The 20,073-nt window shown below is 64.3% G+C and carries 18 protein-coding genes and 1 pseudogene; 8 read left to right on the forward strand and 11 right to left on the reverse strand.

Going from position 1 to position 20,073, the window contains the following annotated elements; genetic code table 11:
- Positions 1-12: 12 nt before the first annotated feature.
- The 3 genes from NM203_RS22015 to NM203_RS22025 form a co-directional block, all read right to left on the reverse strand.
- Entirely contained in the window at positions 13-1,371 is a 1,359-nt protein-coding gene (locus NM203_RS22015) for an MFS transporter (protein WP_255062560.1), read from the reverse strand.
- On the reverse strand, positions 1,368-2,033 hold the full coding sequence (locus NM203_RS22020) for a hypothetical protein (protein ID WP_255062562.1): 666 nt from the start codon (positions 2,031-2,033) through the stop codon (positions 1,368-1,370). The genes NM203_RS22015 and NM203_RS22020 overlap by 4 nt, the downstream gene beginning before the upstream one ends.
- 152 nt (positions 2,034-2,185) lie before the next feature.
- Positions 2,186-2,947: a hypothetical protein gene (locus NM203_RS22025; protein WP_255062563.1), complete on the reverse strand. Its 762-nt coding sequence runs from the start codon at positions 2,945-2,947 to the stop codon at positions 2,186-2,188.
- Between the two features lie 194 nt (positions 2,948-3,141).
- On the opposite strand from NM203_RS22025, the gene NM203_RS22030 reads away from it, so the two are divergent.
- The 3 genes from NM203_RS22030 to NM203_RS22040 all read left to right on the forward strand — a co-directional run bounded on the left by NM203_RS22030 (position 3,142) and on the right by NM203_RS22040 (position 5,724).
- Entirely contained in the window at positions 3,142-3,447 is a 306-nt protein-coding gene (locus tag NM203_RS22030) for a hypothetical protein (RefSeq protein ID WP_255062565.1), read from the forward strand.
- Between the two features lie 7 nt (positions 3,448-3,454).
- Positions 3,455-5,089, forward strand: a complete 1,635-nt coding sequence (locus NM203_RS33360) for an alpha/beta hydrolase (protein ID WP_255062566.1) — start codon at positions 3,455-3,457, stop codon at positions 5,087-5,089.
- Between the two features lie 206 nt (positions 5,090-5,295).
- Positions 5,296-5,724 (forward strand): hypothetical protein, encoded by a 429-nt coding sequence (locus tag NM203_RS22040; protein WP_255062567.1) that lies wholly within the window; start codon positions 5,296-5,298, stop codon positions 5,722-5,724.
- 416 nt (positions 5,725-6,140) lie between these two features.
- On the opposite strand, the gene NM203_RS22045 is transcribed toward NM203_RS22040, so the two are convergent.
- The 4 genes from NM203_RS22045 to NM203_RS22060 all read right to left on the reverse strand — a co-directional run bounded on the left by NM203_RS22045 (position 6,141) and on the right by NM203_RS22060 (position 10,677).
- Positions 6,141-7,925 (reverse strand): hypothetical protein, encoded by a 1,785-nt coding sequence (locus NM203_RS22045; RefSeq protein WP_255062568.1) that lies wholly within the window; start codon positions 7,923-7,925, stop codon positions 6,141-6,143.
- A complete protein-coding gene (locus NM203_RS22050; RefSeq protein WP_255062569.1) occupies positions 7,922-8,986 on the reverse strand; it encodes a hypothetical protein in 1,065 nt (354 codons plus the stop codon). The genes NM203_RS22045 and NM203_RS22050 overlap by 4 nt, the downstream gene beginning before the upstream one ends.
- A gap of 903 nt (positions 8,987-9,889) precedes the next feature.
- On the reverse strand, positions 9,890-10,174 hold the full coding sequence (locus tag NM203_RS22055; protein WP_085139188.1) for a hypothetical protein: 285 nt from the start codon (positions 10,172-10,174) through the stop codon (positions 9,890-9,892).
- Positions 10,175-10,476: 302 nt separating this feature from the next.
- Complete coding sequence (locus NM203_RS22060) at positions 10,477-10,677, reverse strand: hypothetical protein (protein WP_255062570.1); 201 nt, start codon at positions 10,675-10,677, stop codon at positions 10,477-10,479.
- Positions 10,678-10,827: 150 nt separating this feature from the next.
- Between NM203_RS22060 and NM203_RS22065 the strand changes: the two are divergent.
- The 5 genes and pseudogenes from NM203_RS22065 to NM203_RS22085 form a co-directional block, all read left to right on the forward strand.
- A pseudogene (locus NM203_RS22065) lies at positions 10,828-11,133 on the forward strand (type II toxin-antitoxin system TacA family antitoxin); the annotation flags it as partial.
- The gene (locus tag NM203_RS22070) at positions 11,130-11,639 is read left to right on the forward strand and encodes a GNAT family N-acetyltransferase (protein WP_255062571.1); all 510 of its coding nucleotides are present in this window, start codon (positions 11,130-11,132) and stop codon (positions 11,637-11,639) included. The pseudogene NM203_RS22065 and the gene NM203_RS22070, both read left to right, overlap by 4 nt.
- 7 nt (positions 11,640-11,646) lie before the next feature.
- On the forward strand, positions 11,647-12,279 hold the full coding sequence (locus NM203_RS22075; RefSeq protein ID WP_255062572.1) for a hypothetical protein: 633 nt from the start codon (positions 11,647-11,649) through the stop codon (positions 12,277-12,279).
- A complete protein-coding gene (locus NM203_RS22080) occupies positions 12,276-12,434 on the forward strand; it encodes a hypothetical protein (RefSeq protein ID WP_165617843.1) in 159 nt (52 codons plus the stop codon). Before NM203_RS22075 ends, NM203_RS22080 begins: the two co-directional genes overlap by 4 nt.
- Positions 12,435-12,519: 85 nt before the next feature.
- Positions 12,520-13,416, forward strand: a complete 897-nt coding sequence (locus NM203_RS22085) for a DNA-processing protein DprA (RefSeq protein ID WP_255062573.1) — start codon at positions 12,520-12,522, stop codon at positions 13,414-13,416.
- A gap of 2,072 nt (positions 13,417-15,488) precedes the next feature.
- Here the strand turns inward: NM203_RS22085 and NM203_RS22090 are convergent.
- From NM203_RS22090 to NM203_RS22105, 4 genes are all read right to left on the reverse strand, one after another.
- Complete coding sequence (locus tag NM203_RS22090) at positions 15,489-15,752, reverse strand: hypothetical protein (protein WP_255062574.1); 264 nt, start codon at positions 15,750-15,752, stop codon at positions 15,489-15,491.
- Positions 15,753-15,890: 138 nt separating this feature from the next.
- Positions 15,891-16,529 (reverse strand): hypothetical protein, encoded by a 639-nt coding sequence (locus tag NM203_RS22095; protein WP_255062575.1) that lies wholly within the window; start codon positions 16,527-16,529, stop codon positions 15,891-15,893.
- Positions 16,530-16,637: 108 nt separating this feature from the next.
- Positions 16,638-17,744 carry an McrC family protein gene (locus NM203_RS22100; RefSeq protein WP_255062576.1) on the reverse strand — a complete coding sequence of 369 codons (1,107 nt, stop codon included), beginning with the start codon at positions 17,742-17,744 and terminating at the stop codon, positions 16,638-16,640.
- 49 nt (positions 17,745-17,793) lie between these two features.
- A complete protein-coding gene (locus NM203_RS22105; RefSeq protein ID WP_255062577.1) occupies positions 17,794-20,070 on the reverse strand; it encodes an McrB family protein in 2,277 nt (758 codons plus the stop codon).
- Positions 20,071-20,073: the final 3 nt, after the last annotated feature.

The following is a 20,073-nucleotide window of genomic DNA, read 5'->3' on the forward strand; positions in this document are numbered from 1 at the left end:
CCGCGGGGCGGCCTAGACGGGGTTGATCTCCTCGAGGCTCCGGCCCGTGGTCCGCGGACCCAGCGGCATCAGCACGGCGATCGCGATCACCAGTGCCGCGACGACGACCGAGAACATCGCGGTGGCGCCGTAGTGGTCGAGCACCGGGATGAGGACGAACGGCATTGCCGCACTGGACAGTCGGGACAGCGAGTAGGTCCAGCCCACCGCCGTGGCGCGCACGTCGCTCGGGAAGATCTCCGCCTGGTAGACGTGGTAAACGTTCGAGAAGACGTTGGCCGCCGTGGTGGTCAGCACCCCGAACAGGACGATGAGCGCGGGGTCGCTCACGGTCGCGAAGGCTATCCCGCAGCCCGCCATCGCCGCCGCGCTGGCCAGCACCAGGTACTTGCGTTCGACACGCGCCAACAGCGGGATCGAGAGCAACGACCCCAGCGGGTAGCCGAAGAAGGACAGCGCGGTGAACAGCAACGAGGCGCTCACGTCGAAGCCGCGGGCCAGCAGCACCAGGCCGGCCAGCGTGCCGAAACCGTAGTAGCCGAACGGCTGGAACAGGTGGAAGACAGCCAACATCCCCACCCGAGCCCGATACGGCCTTTGCCGCAGCCGGGCAACGGGATTCGCGGTCACGCACGCCGGTTCGGCGCTGATCGGCGCGACGGGGGAGCCGTCCGCGAGCTCCTGCAGGGCGTCCTGCGCCTCCCGCGTCCGGCCCTGCGCCACCAACCACCGCGGCGACTCCGGCAGTCCGCGCCTAAGGAACATGACGAACACCGCACCGACGGCGCCGATCAGCAGCAGCACCCGCCAGCCCTCCATGCCGAACACGGTGCGGCCGGACAGCCCCAGCGTCAGGAAGCCCAGCGCGGGGACGGCGAGGAAGGAACAGGTGTAGGCCCACGCCGCGAGCCGCCCGCGATGATCCTTGGGCAGCACGTCGGAGAGGTAGGAATCGGCCACCGGATACTCGGCGCCGATGCCGATGCCGGCCAGGAAGCGCGCCGCCACCAGTAGTGCCGGCGTGGGGGCGATCGCGGCCAGCAGGCTGCACACCGAGAACCACACCAGGTTCAGAAGAAACGCCCGACGCCTGCCGATCCGGTCGGCGATCCGACCGAATGCCGCTGCGCCGATGAACATCCCGATGAACGACGACGCCATCAGCAGCGACAGCGTCGTGCCGCCGAGGTGGTACTCGGTCTTCAGCGCCGTCGCGATCGAGCTGGACACGAAGATCTCGTAGACCTCGAAGAACAGTCCGAGCCCGATCGCGATCACCACCTTGCGGTGCACCCGGCCGACTGGCAGCGCGTCGAGTTGGCTGCCGACGTCGTTACGCGTCGCCGGTGCGGCGACCGTCATCGTCGTCATGAGCGGTCATCGTCGCTGTGGCCGTGGCCGTGCGACGACGAGTCGTCGTCGCTGCGGTGGTGGGTGGTGAACGAGTCGTCGTCACTGCGACGGTGCTCGGAGCGGTCGAAATACGGCCGCAGGAAGTTCCACTGATTCGACGACGAGTTGTGCCACTGCTGGTGAGACGTGGAGTCGCGGTACGAGTCATCGTCGGACGTCGACGGGTGCCAGGAGCTCGACGGCTGCGACGACGAGGTGTGGGTGACCGGCGTCGACGTCGTGGACCGACTGTAGGTCGCCTGCTTCGGTGCCGACGGTGCAGCGGGGGGAGCGGCCGGTGCGGCCGGGGGAGCGGGCGCCGGCGTCGGTGCGGGTGCGGGCGTGCTCGCGACGACCGGCGACGTGTTGGGCGTCGCGGTCTGCGCGTCGGATCCGCTGAACGCGAGGACCAGGCCGGCGATCGCCGCCGCCGCGGCGACGGCGCCCGCTGAGGCCAGCGCGGCCACCCGCGGCCAGCGCCGGGTCGGCTCCGGATAGGTGATCGCGGCAGGCTCGGCCGACCAGGCGAAGGCGCGCGACGGGGCCGCCATCGTCTCGTTGGCCGTCGTCGGGTCCGTGCACGCGGGCGCGGCCTGCGTGCGGTCCTCCCACCACTGCTCGGTGTTATGGGTGTTCAACATCGTGATGCTCCTTGCGGTTTCGGTCATCCGGTGAGTTCGGAGATGACGTCGTGCATCCGACGCTATGGATCGCGTGACGCGGTGTCGTGCTTGTGCTCGCTACCCGGTATTAGCCACGATTCGGTTGGTTCTGCGCATTGTGCTCACGCGGCTCATCGCGCGCGAATCGATTCCTTGAGCTCCCGGTACGCCTGGACCCTCGCCAGCACCGCGTCCGCTGCGGACGTCGTCGGCGTGACGTCCGGCGTCGCATCGATGCCGTAGAGCATCGCGCTCAACTCGGCGTGCAACTCTGCACGCTGACCTGCGACCCGTGCGTCCTCGCGCTCGGCACGCAGGGACGTGTCGATGAGGTCGGCCTCCTTCGCACACTTGCCGATCAACTCGACGCGCTCGATCGCCGCGCGTTCCAGATTGGCGACGGTGGTCCGTGCCTCGGCGAGCAGCCGGCGATCGTCGGGGCTCGGCTTCCGCAGCGCGGAGAGCTTGTCTGTGACGGCGCGCAGTTCGTGCGCCCTTCGGAAGCCGTCGACGACGCCCCCCAGATCAGCGGCGAAATCGACGTCGCCGAGCCAACCTTCGCGGGCGGCGTCCGACTCGGTCACCCGGTGCACCGACGCCAGCGCGGATTCGACGAGCGAGGCGTTGTCCCGGCCGAGCGTCTCGATGCGGCGTTTCCTCTCGGCGGCGGCGCGGGCCGCGCGCTCGCCGGCCGCGCGCATCTCCGCAGCCGCGCGGTGTCCCTCCGCGGCGTTCTGAACCCAGACGAGAAGTCCGATGACGGCGATCACCCCGACGATGACGCCGAGTCCGATCCAGACCTCCGGCGGGATCTTCATCAACAGACCGATGACGAAGAGGACGAGGAAGCCGATGACCCCCGCGCCGCCTTCCGACGAATCCTTCTTGCTCATGTCGAGCGCTCCCCCCGTGACACCGCCCATGATGAACGCCGCCACCGACAGGTCGGGTGTGGTGACCGTCTGGTGTGTTCTGAGAGCTGCTCGCTCGTCTTTTGGTGCGCGAGCGGGCTGTGAGGCCGCGGTAGCGTCGGACGAGCCGTTGTTGTCGTACAGAAGGAGGGTCTGTGCCCAAGAACGTCCACGTAGTGCCAGAGGATTTACATCTGTCCGCTGCGACCGTCGACATGCATGCCGACTCCGTCCGCGTGACGCACGCTCGCGCCGACTATCGGATCGAGGGTGCGCAGCGGGGACTCCCGGCGGGCTCCGCAGCGATGTTGACCAGCACCGTCGCCAGATGGCAGGCCGACAGCACGGCGATCTTCGCGAGAATGGTCGACCACAGCACTGGTCTGCGGACAAGTGCGGTGGCCTACGTGTCCACCGACACTCAGAGCGGGGCTGCGGTCAACGCGGTGGGCAATCAGATCCGTCCGGAGGTGGACCTCTGACCAGCGCGTGACCGTCTCCATCGAGGACATCGACCGCTGGGATTCCGGCGACGTCCGGGAGGTTTTCAATGCCTCGCGTAGCAGGGCCGAAGCAGCGTTCGAGGCATCCGACGGAATCGCGGAACTGCCGGCCTTCGGCACGTGGGGCGGCGACGCCGCCGACGCTGCCCGAGAATCGATAGGGCAGACCCGCAGAGATCTGGACGCACATGGCAACGAGGCATTGGCGGTGGCGCAGGCAGCCCGCAAGGCCGCTGATGACATCGACGCGGTGAAGTCCAGCCTGGCGCAGCTGCGGGCCGATGCCGTGAGCGCAGGCTTCGAGATCAACCCGATCGGCAACGTCGTGGTGCTGGGTCCTGCGCTGGAAGCCAACATGGTCGGAGCGCTCGCCGCCGAGGCGATGCGCCAGGAGTTGCAGACCCGGCTGGTCGCGTTACTGGCCGACGCCGCTCAGGTCGACCAGGAACTCGCCAGTGCCATCGCCATGGCTACGGGCGCTGAACCCATCCCGGAGGGTCCCCACACGAATGATCCTGCAGTGCAGGAGATTCTGACGGACCCGCCGGAGGACCCCCGGAGGTTTCAGGACGCGTGGGAACAGCTGTCCGATGAGCAGAAGGACTGGCTGTATGAGCAGGACCCCTTCATCGGTAACCACCCCGGCATGCCGTTCGAGGACAAGGATCACTACAACCGGATGCATCTGGACGAGCTGTCGCGCTCAGCGCAAGCCGAGGTTGACCGCATCGCAGCAGAACATCCGCAGTGGGCTTCGGGGCCGCCGGCGGCGCCCAATCCGAATCCGCCGGCTTATCGGGAGTGGAAGCAGCGGTTAGACGAGGCGACCGGGGTCAGCCAGCAATATGGTCAGGTGCAGAAGGGACTCGAGTCGCCCGACGGTTTGCCCCGCTATCTGGGCATCCTCGACGACCAGGGGCATGCTGCGGTGTCCATCAACAACCCGGATGAGGCAGTACGCCATGCGACCTTCGTACCGGGCACCGGTCAAGACCTCTCGCGCTTCGAGTTCAGCGCCGAGAAGTCCCGTGCCATGTACGAGGCGACGATGAGCGCCGACCGTTCTCTGCGCCAGGGAGATGTCTCGGTCACGACCTGGATGGATTACGACCGACCTATGAAGTTGTGGGACGCAGCGTCACCGAGTTACGCCCACAACGGTGCTGAAGCGCTGCAGGATTTCCAATCCGGCCTCCGCGTCACCCATGACGGAGCCTTGGCACCGTCGACCAACACGGTCATTGGCCACAGCTACGGATCAACCCTGATGGGGGCCGCCGGGGTTGACGGTTACCTGGATGCCAATAACGTTGTCGCTGTGGGTAGTCCGGGGATCCTGGCCGGCAACGCGGGCGAGCTGAATCTTCCTGACGGCGCCAACGTCTTCGCCACCCGCGCCGAAAACGACATCATCACGCTCGCCACGGGCATGACGCTGGGCCCGGACCCGGTGTCGGGGACGTTCGGTGCGATCGCGTTCGAAGCAGCACCGGGGAGGGCTTGGCCGTTGGGCCTGCCCTCAGTCGAGGCGCACAGCAGTTACTGGGACAACATGAACAATCCAGCCCTGATCAACTTCGGCCGTATCATCGCCGGTAGAACGGACGTGACGCCACCGTGAAATCCCCTCGGACGTATCAGAAGGCATTCCTCGCCGCCGTTCTCGTCGGCGTCTCGCTGGCTGCGTGTACGCCGAGTAACCCAGCAGAGGCACCGTCCGTTCCGGAAAGTTCCGGCGTTACCCCCATCCCTGGAGGACCCTTGGAAGCTACGCCTGCCGTCCCATCGCCGAAAGTTCCTGCGAGCCAACAGGAAGCGCAGGATACTGTGCTGCGGTATCTGCAGGACACCGTGAACGCACTGCCGCCGGGCAGCAGTCTGGACGGGACCCGTTACGTCGCCGGCGGTGACACACGCCATTGCGACGATGATCCAAGCGGGCCTGATGCACCCGTCCGATTCTCGGACTGGCGCGACATCCAGACGCCAGCCCAGACGGACTTCACCGAGCTCGTCAGTGAGGTCGGTGACCTGTGGAGAAGCTGGGGCTGGCAAGTGATCGAGCGCGACGGATACGAGAAGCCGAATCGCTTCGGATACGCCCCGGACGGCTACGTCCTCCAGATCACCGCCAGCTATCCTCCGACCTACCCACCCAGCATCATCGCCGCGTCACCCTGCTATCCGGGCAATCTGCGACGCGACGACATCCCGCGCAACCCGCCGGTCATCACACGGAAATCAACAACGGGCTGAGCAGCGGTCCAACTCCTTTGCGGGCCCGGCCACCCCGCCAAACACAAAGGCCACGACCCATTTCTGGTTCGTGACCTTTATGCCCGCAGTTCGTAGAACCGCTCGTTGTGTGTGGATCTCAAATGCAGGTCAGGGTGCGAATACGGCGGTTGATTCCACCGACTTTTTGCGATTTTTCCACCGACTTTATCCAGGATCAGAGAACAACTTCGGTGGTGCCGCTCTGGCCTTCGTTCGGTCGCGTCTGGTTTCGTCAGCGTTCCTCGGAGCAAAGTGTGAGCCTGGCGTTTCCGCTGGCAGCGTGCGTTCTGTAGCGGTTCGGTGAAGTTGTGCCGTTTCATTCCACCGACTTTTCCGGGTGCAGACATGGCGATGGACCGCGCCGGTTGGGCGCGGTCCATCGTGCGGAGATGCTTCTAGGTTCTTGGGGGTGTGCGGGCAGGTTCGTGGCCGAGGTCGGCGGCGAGCTGACGCATCCGAATGTCGATGGATTCTTCTCTGACCTTGGCGGGGTCGAAGTTTGCTTGGCTTTCCCGGTTGGAGGCGACGACTGCCATGGCCAGGGTCAGCTTGATCATCGGGTCGCGTCGCGGCCCATCGGTGAGTTTGCTCAGCCCCGTCACGTGGGCCGACTTGAGGTGGTTGAACCGCTGCTCGGTGAGCGCGCGAGCTGCCTCGAAGTACACCGCGTGTTCCCAGCTCCCGGGTACCAGATCCCATTGCGCGCGTTTGAACTGATCCGGAGTGAGGGTGACCATGACGCTGGACTTGGCGCAGCACCCACGTTCGTGGGCCTTCCAGGTCGGCTCCGCGACCGGGACTCCGCGACGGCCGTACTGCATGGATTCGGGTTTGAGTGGACAGATGACGTTCCCCAGCGCCGCCGGACAGACCAGTTTGACCTTCACCACTTGCTTGCGTGAGCGACCCAGAACGGGCCTGCCGTGCCCGCTTTGTGCGTAGAAGGGCCGTGAGTTGTAGCCCATGAGGTAGGGCAGGATGCGCCGCAACCGCTTGTCGTGGAGGCGGAACTGATCGTTGCTTAGGAGGTGCTCCATCTTCGGTGCACTGTGGCCTTTGATTTTCGCCAGGACTGCGGGGCAGAAGAACGCCCCGGCCCATTGGAGAGCGCCTGGCTCGAGCTCGGAGGCGGGCGCTCCGGCAGGTTTCGTTGAGGGGCATTCGATCCCCCAGCCCTTGGGGAACCGGCCGACGAAGTTGTAGCGACGTTCGAGCAGGATGTCGGCAGTTTTGTCCTTCGTGTTGTACGCCATGTCCGATGTCATGAACGGCCACTTGGCCCGGAGGCTTTCGGGACGTCCGGTCAGATCGTTGGCCTCGGCTTGTTCGAGCGCATCAGCCATGCCTTCCGGGCTTCCTGAGGTGCCGTAGTGGATGGCGATGCCGACGAAGACCGGGGCCACGGCGTGCATCGCGGTGGGCTTGCCGATGCGGGTCAGTGCGGTCATTTCCAGGGTCATCCCCGCATAGGTGATCTGGCGGGTGGTGCCCGTGCCGTCGCCGGCCGCAGACTTGCGGTCGCGCACGTGGTAGTTCGCACTCGGTACGGCGCCGCGCATCTTGTCGTCGGCGACGCCGATCGTGCCGTCTTGTTTGGCGACGAGGTACAGGGTGCCGTCGACGACGAGGTCTCCCCGGCAGCCTTCTGGGTTCTTGACCTCCACGGACGCCGCAACGAGGCGGTTGATGGCCAGGTGCACAAGTCGTGCGGCGCGTTCAGCATGCTCGCGTTCTTCATCGGTGCGCTTTTCGAGACGGGCGAGATATTGGGCATTGGTCATGCGCCGGGCCGGCAGGTCAGCCCAGGAATCGAAAGGCCTGAGTCTGCGTGTCCACCGGGCGGTGAAGCGCTTGTACTCCGCATGGTGTTGTCGCCAGATCCGCGAGCAATCCTGGTCGTGCATGCCGACTGCGGTCAGTTGGGCCGGGGTGAGCTCCGCAATCGTCTGCAGGATGCCCGTCAGTGTGGGAGGGCGTTTCATAATGACTCTGATGAGAAGCGATACCAGAACTGCGGTGGTCGTATAGGCGATGCCCTGTGGGCGTCGCCCGACGGCCTCTCGACGATGAGGGTGTTGATCGTCGATGAGTTCGGCTACCCCGGATTCCCACACCAGGTGGCGGGCGTAGTTGAAGAGGTCGTCGGCGATGATGCACTCCGGTTTGCGTGCGGCGATCATCGCAGGCTCTCCTGCTGAATGGTGATAGCGTGCCGGATTTTGAAGTGTGGCAATTCTTTTCGTAGATCGCTCAACACCCTCAGGTCTGCAACGTCCGCAAGCTGCAACAGCAGCGCGGTTGGTATGCGTCGTTCGGCCATGTCGAGAATCCACCGGTTGCGCAGCGCCGCCGCCCTGACGGGTGGATATCCCTTGTTGGTCAGCTTTTCGCTGATGCGGTTCACGATGTTGCGTTCAGCGAACTCGGCGTTGGGGGCCAGCACCAGGCCGTCGCCGACTCGGGCCGCCAATTCGATGAGCCGGGAGTTGATGCCGGGTTCCAGGACCGGTACCTGCCGCGCACCGCCGGCGGCGTTGGGCAGGGCGACGACGCAGATCGCGCGGCCATGTGAGCGCACGGTGGTGATCGCCGTTCCTCGCAGGACCTTGAAGTCGGACGCGCGGGCACCGACGCCGTAGCTCAGATCCGCCAACGCCAGGGCTCGCATCCCCAGCGGGGTGGGCAGTTCCCAGACGACCCTGTAGAAAGAGCGGATCTCCTCGTAACTGGCTGCCTTCCGCTTCGTCCGCGCCACCGGCGTTACCCGCTCTGGCGGGTACTCCCGGGGATGGAACAAGCGTCCCGCGGTGTAGAGGATGTGACGGACTTGCCGATGACCCCGGGGGCTCTGCGCTCCGGTGACCTCCAGTCGCTCGTCGACAGGTCCGCGTTTGAGAGCTCTCTTGGCGTCGACGACGCCACCGACGGCGGCCCAGGCCAGATGCCTGGCCACCTCAGCGCACGACTTCTTGTCGGTCGCTGCGGTGGTGAACTCGGTCATGCACTGGACTTTCGCGGCCTCCAGAACCGCTTCCCTGGCGATCTCGGGGTCCGGGTAGCGGATAGAGATCGCGGTAAGCATGGCCATGCGCTCTTCGAGATCGGGACCCGGCTCCGGCACCGGCGTCAGGGCAGCGCGTTGCATGAACGCCGATGCCGCTTCCAGTAGCGGCTCGGGCGGTGCCCCGTCAGGAACACTCACCGACGCATCCGCCGCGGTGAAACCCTTGAATCGGGCCATCAGCGACCACCACCGACCACACGGCGTGGACGGTTGACAATCGTGCGTGGGCACGCTGAAATGAACACAGTCCTCCTTGGAGGGTTGAAGAGCCTCAGAACTCTTTGTTTGTCTGGAAGCCGGGCTGCAACCCGGCTTTCGGCATTTCTTGGGCGGCACATGCCGCGGGAAGTACCGTTACCGCACTCAAACTAGGTGTTCGGTGCACCTCCCAAATTCCGTTCGGGAGCAACAGGATTCAGTCGATTCTTGATCGACTCCCCACGATCGACTCCCCGCTGGCTCAGCGCCAGCTTCAGGAGTTCACTGCCGGCCTGCGACAACGTGATGTCGGCGCAGTCCGCGTACGTGTATACGGCGTCGGCGATTGCCGGCGGCAAGCTGAACTCGACTCGCACCCGTGAAAGGCGCCTGTTCCGTGGCCTGCCCATCGCAGCTCCCATCGAGTCCCGGAGATTTGTCGAGAGATTCCCGGCCGTAGATTAACCGACATGTCACGCTGAATACGTTGCTGTTGAGGGCTTATCGCAAGAGACGGTGTGAGCTTTTACCGTATGTGGAGAACTTCGAAAGCCAGGCGCCGTAGCGGCGAAGATGGTTCTTGTTCAGGTCACGGTTCCACTCGATATACGCGCTCTGTGCACATACCCGTTGCTGAACAACATATTTCGAGGTCTTGAGAGCAAGCAACGCCTCATGATTGATCAAACTCGACGACCGCCGTTAGTTCCTGCGCACGGGACGCGACAATGCAATTCGAAACATCCAGCTACAGCTTCGGAGAACTCTTCGCAAACAGCATTCTGCGCGCGTGTCGCCGGCGCTGACACATCGACAGCGGCGAGAGTCCGGACGGGACACGGGAGATGCAGCTTCGCTCGTCGCCAAATCCGATGGTTCCGCTCAATCATCAACCACGGCAACGGAGTCTGGTTCACCGACGATCCGTCTTACAGTCTCCTGCTGCACTACGGTCAGCATGTCCTCGGTATAGCCATCGATCACGAGAGCCCACCACACCGTTCTCACGTTGGGACATCGAGGACAACATCGGGGGCCGACGACGCCGAACTTGCCCATGCGCGGCGGGTAGTCCCACCCGAGATCAAACGCATCGCTCGGAGTCAGGATCTCCTCCACCCCGCACACTTCGCAGATATGCCGCCACTGTCGTTCGGTATCCGTCATACACGCCAGTCTCGCCTGCAGCAGTGACAGGTATGCGAGACGGGCGAGGAGCACCTCGGCACCACACCACAAGGGGTCGACCAGGCCGCGCCCACCGCCAGGCGGCTATGGGCCGTGCTGGTCTCAAGCCGGCCGCGGCGCGCCGGGATCAGTGAGAATGCCGCCGCCCGGGATCACGGTGATCGGCGACCTTTCCACGCCGGTAAGCGCGGTCAGATCACCGTGCAGGTGCAGTGGGACTGGGTTGGCCGCCCCGGGCGCACGATGACGGTCAAGGGTATCGAGGACGTCCCCGTCCACGACTAGGACGCCATAGTGGCCAGGTCGTGCAAAGGGCTTGTGACGAGCGCTTCGATCAGGTCGACCAGCACCGCACCGATGGCGGGCAGAACATCGGTGTGGCCGGTGAACATCGCGACGATGCACACCGCCAGCCAAAACGCGACGATGACGACTACCGTGATCAGCAGAAGCTTGAGCGCGGTCAGCAGATGAGAAGACATGCCTCCCCCTCACAGGGGTTGAAAGCGACGAGACAGCCGTGGCCGTCCCACCGCGACCCGACTGGCCCCGGCATAACTTCCTGTGAGTCAGAGCATGCTTTGCAGGTGCGAAGTGCATCAATGCTGGTCAGCGGCATAAACGAAACCCCGTTGCATTGTGTGCCTGATAGGCACACAATGATTGGCATGGCCACGAAGACGGAGCGGTTCGCGGTGCGCCTGACTGCTGAGCAGGACGCCCTGATTCGTCGTGCCGCCGAAGTGGAGGGGACCGATCTGACCAACTTCACGGTGACCGCGACGCTGGCTCATGCCCGCGAGGTGCTCGCCGATCGGCGGCTGTTCATGCTCGACGCGTCGGCCTGGTCGGAGTTCGTGTCGGTGCTGGACCGGCCGGTGTCGCAGAAGCCGCGGCTGGAGAAGTTGTTCGCGGAGCCCTCGATCTTCGACGAGTGAGCGGCTATAGCGCGCCCCGGCCGATCGGCGAGCACGATGTGGTCGCCGACTTCGACAGCGGCGAGCCCACCCTGGATGAGTACCTGAGAGGCCGCGCCCTGGCCAACCACGTCGAAGGTGCCTCCCGGTGCTTCGTGACGTGCCGCGACGGCCGTGTCGTCGGGTTCTACGCGCTGGCCTCGGCGGCGGTGGAGCGCAGGGGAACACCCGGGCGGGTGCGGCGCAACATGCCCGATCCGGTGCCGGTGATCCTGTTGTCGCGGCTGGCGATCGACCGCAAGGAACAGAGCAAGGGATTGGGCGCCCAGCTGCTGCGCGACGCGATTACTCGCGCGGTGGCCGCTGCGGAGATCATCGGTGTGCGGGCACTGCTGGTACACGCGCTGCACGAGCAGGCCCGAGCGTTCTACGCCCACTTCGATTTCGAACCCTCACCGACCGACCCGCTGCACCTGCTGCTGTTGATCAAAGACGCCCGCGCCCTGCTCGACCCGCCGCAGAAGTGATTGTCTGATGCCCGACGATATGGAGAAAGCGCCCGAGGACCGGCGGTGGCGATCAGCACAGACCTTCCAGGGGTTTCTCGACCACATGGAGGAGTTCCGGCGTTCACCGCAGGGCCAGCAGCTTCAGGCCGATCAACAGGCCTCCGAGGCCGACCTGCAGGCTTGGTTGGACGATCAGTCGGGCGTCGTCGTGGGCCGCCACGGCGGGCAGGTGCCCGAGCAGTGGGAGGGCCAGGTCGACGGGCACAGCTTCTACTTCCGCGAACGGGGCGGGGACTGGGACATCGAACTGGACCTGCACGAGCAGCAGCCCGCCATCACCCGGGGAGAGCGCATCGCCACCGGCACAATCACCGCCCCCGGATATGGGCAGAGCCCCCGGGAGCGGGCGGCGTTCATCGTCACCACCATCCGCAACCATCTGCGGCACACGCGGACCGCCGAGGCCACCGCTTGCTCGGACTACGCCTACCGGGTCGAGTGGTCGCCGGCGGACAACGAGTTCGTGGGCCTGGTCGCCGAGTTCCCCTCACTGTCCTGGTTGGCACCCACCGAGGACGAGGCGCTGCGCGGCATCATCAAGGTCGTCGAGCAGCTTGTGGCCGATGACCCCGATAACGGCGGAGGTGGACGCCGATGACCGAGGAGAACGGCGTCGACACCCAACCAGGGAAGACCCAGGTGACGCTGAAGCCGGTCTTTGCGTTCGAGCAGGTCTTTCGATACGTCGACCAAGACGGCGCACAGCAGTGGCTGGTCGTCGGCGAGGCATTGAACGGCACGTTGGCGACCTAGACTCTCGGGGGACGGACATCACGAGACCGCCCACAACGAGTGTTCTCGTCAGGTATGCCGAGGCTGATCGCAGGAGGGGCCTCCATTGGAGTCGTTCGCAGAACACGCGGCGCTTGTCGCCCTTCTGCGCGCCAGGCCAGGCAACCTCACGTGGCGAAAGCTCACCGCACAGGTCCTCTCATGTGGCAGCGCTGTCGAAGTCTGGCGCAAGTACCATCCTGATGGTTTGCTCCCCATCAGCACGGAGGGGGCTTTCCTGGCAGATGCAGAGGCAGACCTTCGAGCGTGGGAGCGGACCGGCCTGCAATTCCTCAGCGCGATAGACGTCAGCTTTCCACCGTCAATGGTCGGTACCGCCAACACTCCGCCATTCCTGTTCGCCCAGGGAAGCTTGAAAGACCATGATCCCGCCATTGCGGTCGTTGGTTCGCGGGACGCTTCCGTGCGTGGAATTCAGCTGGCGACGGCAATCGCTGAATACCTTGTAGCGCAGTCTCTTACTGTCGTTTCCGGCTTGGCAGCTGGAATAGATTCCGCTGTACACGAGACTGCGCTGCACACCGGAGGACGCACCGTGGCATTCATCGCCACGGGCATTACCAAAAGCTATCCGGCGGCAAATCGCGCGACTCAGCACGCGATCGGCGAACGCGGCCTGCTCCTGTCGCAGTTCTGGCCGGAAGCCCCACCCCAGAAGACAAACTTTCTGCTGCGCAACAACTCCATCGCACAGTACGCATCGGCGGCAATAATCGTCGAAGCCGGAGAGCACAGTGGCGCTCGCAACCTCGCACGGCATGCCGTCGACTTAGGTCGGCCGCTGATCCTCACCGATCTTGTCGCCGACGCCAATGATTGGGCACAGCAACTACTGTCGGCTTCCGGTGTGTACAGGGCTGCCAGCCTGGCAGAGCTCGCGGAGATAGTTCAACAGATCACGCCAGGCACGCGCAGGGAGCCAGACCCAGGCGATGCCAAGTGATCGGGCAACACGACGCAAATGACCCACTCGCAATGTTTCTTGCCCAAGCGGCAGCCCATGAGTTTCACAACACTATTCACATCCCACGGCGTACTTGTGAGGTGTGCCGCGGCGGACTTTTGAACGGAAGAACAGCACGCTGTGACCGTTGCGCTTCTACTACTGGATCCGCAACGGTTGATCTTGTCGGCTCGATGATCTACGGCTGCAGAGGTTTGGAGAGCGGCGCATTGATGCATCGCTACAAGCGACCTCAGGCAACACCGACCGACATTCAGATCGTGGCCATGGTGACGGCCATAGGGTTGCAGCACCGCAGCTGCGCAGACGCGCTTGTGGGAAGCGCAACGCGATACTGGGCGACGGTCCCATCGCTGAAAACTACTGGTGCAGCGCATCGTTTCCGCGAGATCTTACTTTCGGTTCTCGATGGCGATGACGAAATCGAGATCTCTGCGAGTATGGCCTCCCGATTTGCCGCTGATGCGCAGCGGCGGGAAGTACGGCCAGACTTCTACGACGTGCATAGTCTGGTCCCGGACGGAAGCCACGTAGTGGTCATCGATGACACCTGGACGACTGGCGGACACGCAGCGTCTGTCGCCACTGCGCTCAAACAAGCTGGGGCGCAGATCGTGTCGGTAATGGCCGTCGCACGGTGGCTGGATCCCCGTGGTGGCTATCCAGGGTGGACCTACACAAATCACATCCGCGAGAGGCGTTACGAACCGTCCCTATGCCCGTGGACGGCCGGTGCATGCCCGCCGCCGCTAAGCGCAACCAGTACGCGCTCGTCCACGCGTCCAGACCCGATCCCATGGCCCGGCTTCTCCTGGGATGCGCCCGGCCGTATTGCGCCAGCCTGTCGCATGATCCTCGCCATCCTCGCTGACGGCCACTGGCACCGATGCTGCGACATCACCGACCGCGTAGCTGCAGCGTTTGACCTACAAACAGCCACGGTATCGAAGCTTGTGCAGGGCATGGTGAAGAACGGGGGTGTGGACCAGCGGGGACGGCGGCAGCGGGGGAGTGCCGATACTCGCGAGGTGCGACTTCCCTAGTCACGCCGGTCAATTGCGTCTCTTCCAGTCGAATCGTCCTGATTCACGGCGTCCGCCGAATCGCATACCATCTTGGCGGTCTTGACGACTCCGCGAGCATTCACCGTATTGCCCCTCCGCCGATAGCGAAGCCGAACCCGATCGAGCGCCGATAGCGAAGCCGAACCCGATCGAGCCCCTTTCTGATCACGACGATCCCCCGCTCGTCCCATACTCGATGATGAAGTGCGCACCGAAGACCTTGTTGGTTCACTGGATGGTGACAGCGCCAGCACGTTTGCGATGATCGTCTGGCACGTGCATGTTTGATGCTGTTGTGCGGCAGCCCTGAGACTCATCGGATACCGTCATAGCGGTGAGCAAGCCCGGACGCACACCACGTCTCTGCAATCTGAAGAACCCAGCACACAACGTCGAGACGTGCCCGCGCTGCCAGTGGTTGCTCCGCAGCCCGGAAGCTCGGAAAAACCTTCGCGAGAAGAAGAAGTCCGATCGACGCGCGGAGAAGCAATTTGCGGAGAAGCGGAAACCGATCCGGGTCGTGCAAGGCGGCCTAGGGTCCGGCAGCAAGTAGACAGACGTCCTGCACGTCGATTGCCCTTCCGACAACGCGGGGTCCACCGAGAGGACGAGTTTCAGCTAACGGTGCCTACGCCCTGATGAAGGCAGGCCACCGCTGACGGTGCGCACGCTGTACTCGCCCTCACTGGGCGGCGGCGCCGCGTACGTCTTATTGGCCTGCCCGACGGGCCGGATCGCGCCACCGCCGCCCGGGTTGAATCCGCCAGGGCACCGACGCTCGTTGTTCCACCGGATGCGGCCGCCTTCACCTCGATAGTGCGGCCCGAGCGTCCCGTCGTCGCGAACCGTAACGCGGTTGCCGCACTCGACGCACTTCGCACGCTGAGAGCGTCGCTTGGCCATCTCGTCTCCTAACCTAATTCTCACGGCGCCTTTTTGGTCCCTTCGGGCATCTACGGGAGGCTGGCTGTCCCACCCGCTGCCAGTTCACGGGCGAACACGGAGACTCTCTGGTGGCGTCGGCGAGTTGATCGGGTTGCCGACGGGGATCCCCCGGGTGACGCAGCCGTCTGAGAACACGATCCAGACGCAGTCGTCAATGGGCATTTCTTCGGGATCGCACTCGCTGACGTACCAGAGGCCGTCGTGCATCGATCCGGCCGGAGCCTGGTGGGCCGTGTAGCAGTGCGGGCCCAGCCCACGCTCGGCCGCGACCGCCGCGATCGCCGCGATCGCCTCGGAATTGTTCATACAGACCCTCCTCCAATCTGCCGTGCCTTTGCTCGCTCCGCACCGCCGTCAGCCGCTGACCTCTGCCTGTCCCGGTGACGATAGGCGCTGCTGCCGACAAGTTGGGCCCGTCGACTTCCCGACCAGCCGCCGATGCCCTTACTGGTTGACTGCGCGGGAAACTCTGTCCCCCACGGCCCATAGCTCGTCGGGATCGAGTCCCGCGACCGGTACCGCTTTGGCTGGCCCGGATTCGTTCTGGCCCAACAGGGATGCGATCTCGCCAAATCCGGAGTGGCCCGCAGCTTTGAAGTTGCCCTTCCAGCAGCCCGCGATCATCAGTTGCCCGTTCTTCACCGAGAACTTGAAGGGCGGAAATCTCCTGCCGAAGGGGTACACGAACAGCGCACCTCCCGGCTTCTTGCCGAATGTCAGCCGAGCATGCGTTCCCTCGCATCGGCGTTGGCCGTTGGCGTCCATCAGTTGGAGGAACCTCTGAAGGAATGCTCTGTCACCCGCGTCGTCGATGGCCGCGACGAACTCCCGCCGGGTCCATCCGCCGGGCTCGGCCGTGGAGTCAGCCTCCGGGTAGCGGACAGGAGCGCCAGTACTCACTGGTCGGCCGGTGAGCCAGGAGCGAAGGTGGTCGACCTTCGCTTCCATGTGGTTGCCGATCGTGTCGAGGTCACCGTGTTCGCCCTGTTTGGTGGCGCTGTCTATCGTGTCGTCGCCGGAGTAGCGGACTTCAATTCTGATGTGGCTCTTGCTGAAGACGTCGGACTCGTCTGTCGAGTCCACGTGCCATCCTGAGACGACCGCGGTGTCGACGGTGTCAAGCCTGGTGCTGGTTCCTTCTGGCAATGGTCAACCTCTCCTCATCGTTGTGGCGCCCAGTTCCTAGACGCGTCATCGTGCGCCGGCGATCACCAGAGCGAGTTCGTCGACTTGCTGCAGCAACGCCGCCGGGGGCAAAGCCAAATCGAGGGCGTGACAGTGCATCGTCACGGCACTGCGTTGCACGGAGTGGATGCTCACCGGTTCGTTGCCTTTGGCATAGACGAGGTGTCCGTCGTCAAGTCCGAGAACGGTGCAGTAGGCCAGCATTTGGTAAAGGTCGGCGTTGGGGAATCCGTCGGGGCGCTCGGCCTTGTATTTGGCGTCGACGACCGCGCGCACCGCCCCGTTGCGGCGACAGAGCAGGTCGGGCCGCATGTCGACTTCGCGTTGTTCGTCGAGATGCAACGCCGCTTGTGTCGTGCATCGCCAGCCCCGGCCAGTGAGGGATTCGTTCAGTGCAGTGGTGACGAAGTCTTCGAAGATCCGCCACATGTCGAACATGTAGCCCGTGACAGTAACGCCGCCCAGATGGTGCTCGAACGATTCGGCGGCCAAGACGATCTCAGCCAACCGCAGCGCCGTCTGGTAGCGGGCGTTGAGGCGGCTGGGCTGCCAGGCCGGCAGGGCGGAGCCACGTGTCGGCACCGAGACGTCAGCCAGGGTGCGCCGCAGTCGCAGCAGCAGCAGCCGCGCGGGCTCGCTGACACGTGGCACTCTCAGCAGCCGCATCGTCGCCATCGCGAGCAGCTGGTTCTCGGGGATGTCGACGGTGAAGTCGTCGTACTCCACTGCCAGCGGGACGGGAAGCCCGTAGAGCCGGCTCATCTGCTCACCGGCCAGGACTCGCCCACGCAGCACCGGCAGCACGTCGGCGATCCTGCGGTATCCCTGTAGTAACCCCTGCTCGACGGCGCGGGTGGCCAATCGGGCAAAGGCCTCAGCGACGCCCGGAAGGAGTTCGTCGGCGCCGGCCAGACCGATAGGGTCATCGCGCCAGATCGCCGGGTTATGGGCGTAACCGAGCAGGAACAGCAGACGGTTCAGGTCGGTGATCTTTGGCCGCACGATCAGCGGGCGATCCCCGATAACCACTGCGCCCACTTTTCGACCGGCTGCAACCTCGTAGATGCCTTCGGTGGGTGTCAGGGTGACCGTCACGATCCCCAGCGCGGTCAACGCGCGATACTCCGTGCCGCTCAGGGACACCGAAAGGGCGGGGCCGCCCTCAGTAAGGATCAGCGGTGCTGGACTCATCGTCGCCCGGTTCGGTATCCAGTACTAAGCCGTCGCCATCGGTGGCCGCCGCTGTCGAGGCCAGGCTCTTGGTCAGCGCGTCCAGACCGTAGCGGCTGTGGACATCAACGGTGCGTTCGCCGTAGTGGTGTTCTTCGAGTAGGGGAAGAATATCGGTGCGCCACATGAGCTTCAGAGCTGCGCCGGTGAGGTCGCCAGCGAGCCGGTCCCTCATGAAATAGGACGGTCCGATCTTGAAGTCGGAGTCGCTGATGCGGTTGTTCAGTTCGTCGTGCAGGTCAGCGAGTGTCATCGGGAACCCCTTGGCGGCCAGCCAACTGCGCAAGATCCCGTTGGTCGGGGCTTCCGACGGGTGCAGCGGCAGGAACGCGAACCGGCGTCGCAGGGCCGCGTCCACTAGCGCGATGGAGCGGTCGGCGGTATTCATGGTGCCGATGACGTAGATGTTCTTGGGCAGCGAGAACGGTTCTGCGCTGTCCGAGGAGTACATCAAATCGATGGCCTGGTCTCGGTATTCGAGCAGGAAGTACAGTTCGCCGAAGATCTTCGGTAGGTTTCCGCGGTTGATTTCGTCGATGATGAGGACGAACACTGCGTCGGGGTTGTCGACGGCCTTGTCGACCAGGGACCGCAGCGGTCCGGCTTTCAGTGTGAATCCGATCTGGCCGCCGGCCTCGCCCTGGGGGCGGAAGCCCTCGAAGAAGTCCTCGTAGGAGTAGGCGGGGTGGAACTGTACGAACTTGATGTTCGCTTCGTCGGTGATGTGGCGAGCCAGCTTCTGGGCGATGTAGGTCTTCCCGGTGCCCGGCGGGCCGTAGAAGATGAGTTGGCGGCGGTCACGGAGCAGTTCCACGCAATCTTGTAGCCAATCGATTCCCACGTGGAGTTGTTGCGCCAGTTCGGCGGAGGCGTCAGGCAGATGCACGTCGCCGTGCTTCGGCCTCGGCGGCCGACGCTCGGCCAGGGCGGTCAGTGTCTCCAGGTGTTGGCTCAAGTCGAGAACTTCGCCTTGAGCGTTGAGACGGACGGCGACGTCGCCGGGCAGATCCGACACCCGGCAGGGGTGCTGGTACCACTTCACCGAGCGGCGGAGGTTGGAACGTCCGTCGCTGCTAGTCACGGAATAGGGGTCACCGGTGATGGTGCCGAAGTGGACGTCGCCCTGACTGATCGTGACGACGAGGTCGCCGGGGTGCATTCGTTTCAGGAATGCGTAGAACTCGTCGAATTTCTCCTGCCGTGCCGCATACCCGGACGATCGGTAGTCTTCGTCGACGAATGCCTTGAGTTCTTCCCGAGTGACGTCGGGGTCGACCGGTCGCAGCAGGCTCGCCGCCAATGACAGCGACTGCTTCTCGCGCCAGACCGGGATCATGTCCTGGCCTTTGACGTTGGAGCCGTGCACCTTCCAGGCGTGCTGAACATCCGGTGTCGGTTCGGGCTTCGGGGGCGTGCCTTTCTCCCACTTCGCTTTCCATTCGGGTGAGTAGAGGTCGACGTGGCCGCCCTCGGCGTCGATCAGCGCTTCATAGATGTGGGCCAGGTCGATGTCGACGTCGCCGGATGGACTGTCGAGGTAGTCGGCGGCCAGTCCGTCGCGCATCGTGGTGCGGTGGGCGTTGCTGACCACCGGCAGGAAGAAGTGCGGAAAGGCCAGATAGAGCAGTGACTGTCGTTGTGCTGCTTGGCCGGTCGGCACCGTGTCGATCTCCTCGCGGAATCTCAGCGGGTCGGCGAGGGCCCCGGCGCGTCGGTCGTCAGGTAGCGATTTGAAGTGGCGCGCGACCTCGATGAGGTAACCGATCTGTGCCCACTTGTAGGAGGTGAACGCCTGGCCGCCGTTGAAGACGCCGCCACCGAGCAAGGCTTCCTCCACATCGGCCGGTATCGCCACATGCACGCTGCTCATATCCAGAACGTTCGTGATCTGCTTCACCTTCAGCAAGCCACCCATGTTGAGGATCGGTAGCACGTTGAGGATGAGCACTTCAGCGAACAACTGGGTCGCCGCAGGCGAAGTTTCGGCGAGTTGGTGCCTCAGCTTCTCAAAGAAGTCTCCGGCACCCATGTCGGGCTTATCGACATACTCTCTTTTGAGCTGCTCGAGATTCTCGAGGCTCCAAACCGGCTCTCCGGGCGTCAGCAGTGAATCGTCTTTGCCCAACACGCAATCGATGAGCCGCCGGCCGATCGCCTCGATTCTCGGCGCAGCCTCACGGGCAAATGTCCCCACTTCGACATCACTCATGTG

This window comes from Mycolicibacterium arenosum (assembly GCF_024320865.1).
Taxonomy (GTDB): domain Bacteria; phylum Actinomycetota; class Actinomycetes; order Mycobacteriales; family Mycobacteriaceae; genus Mycobacterium; species Mycobacterium arenosum.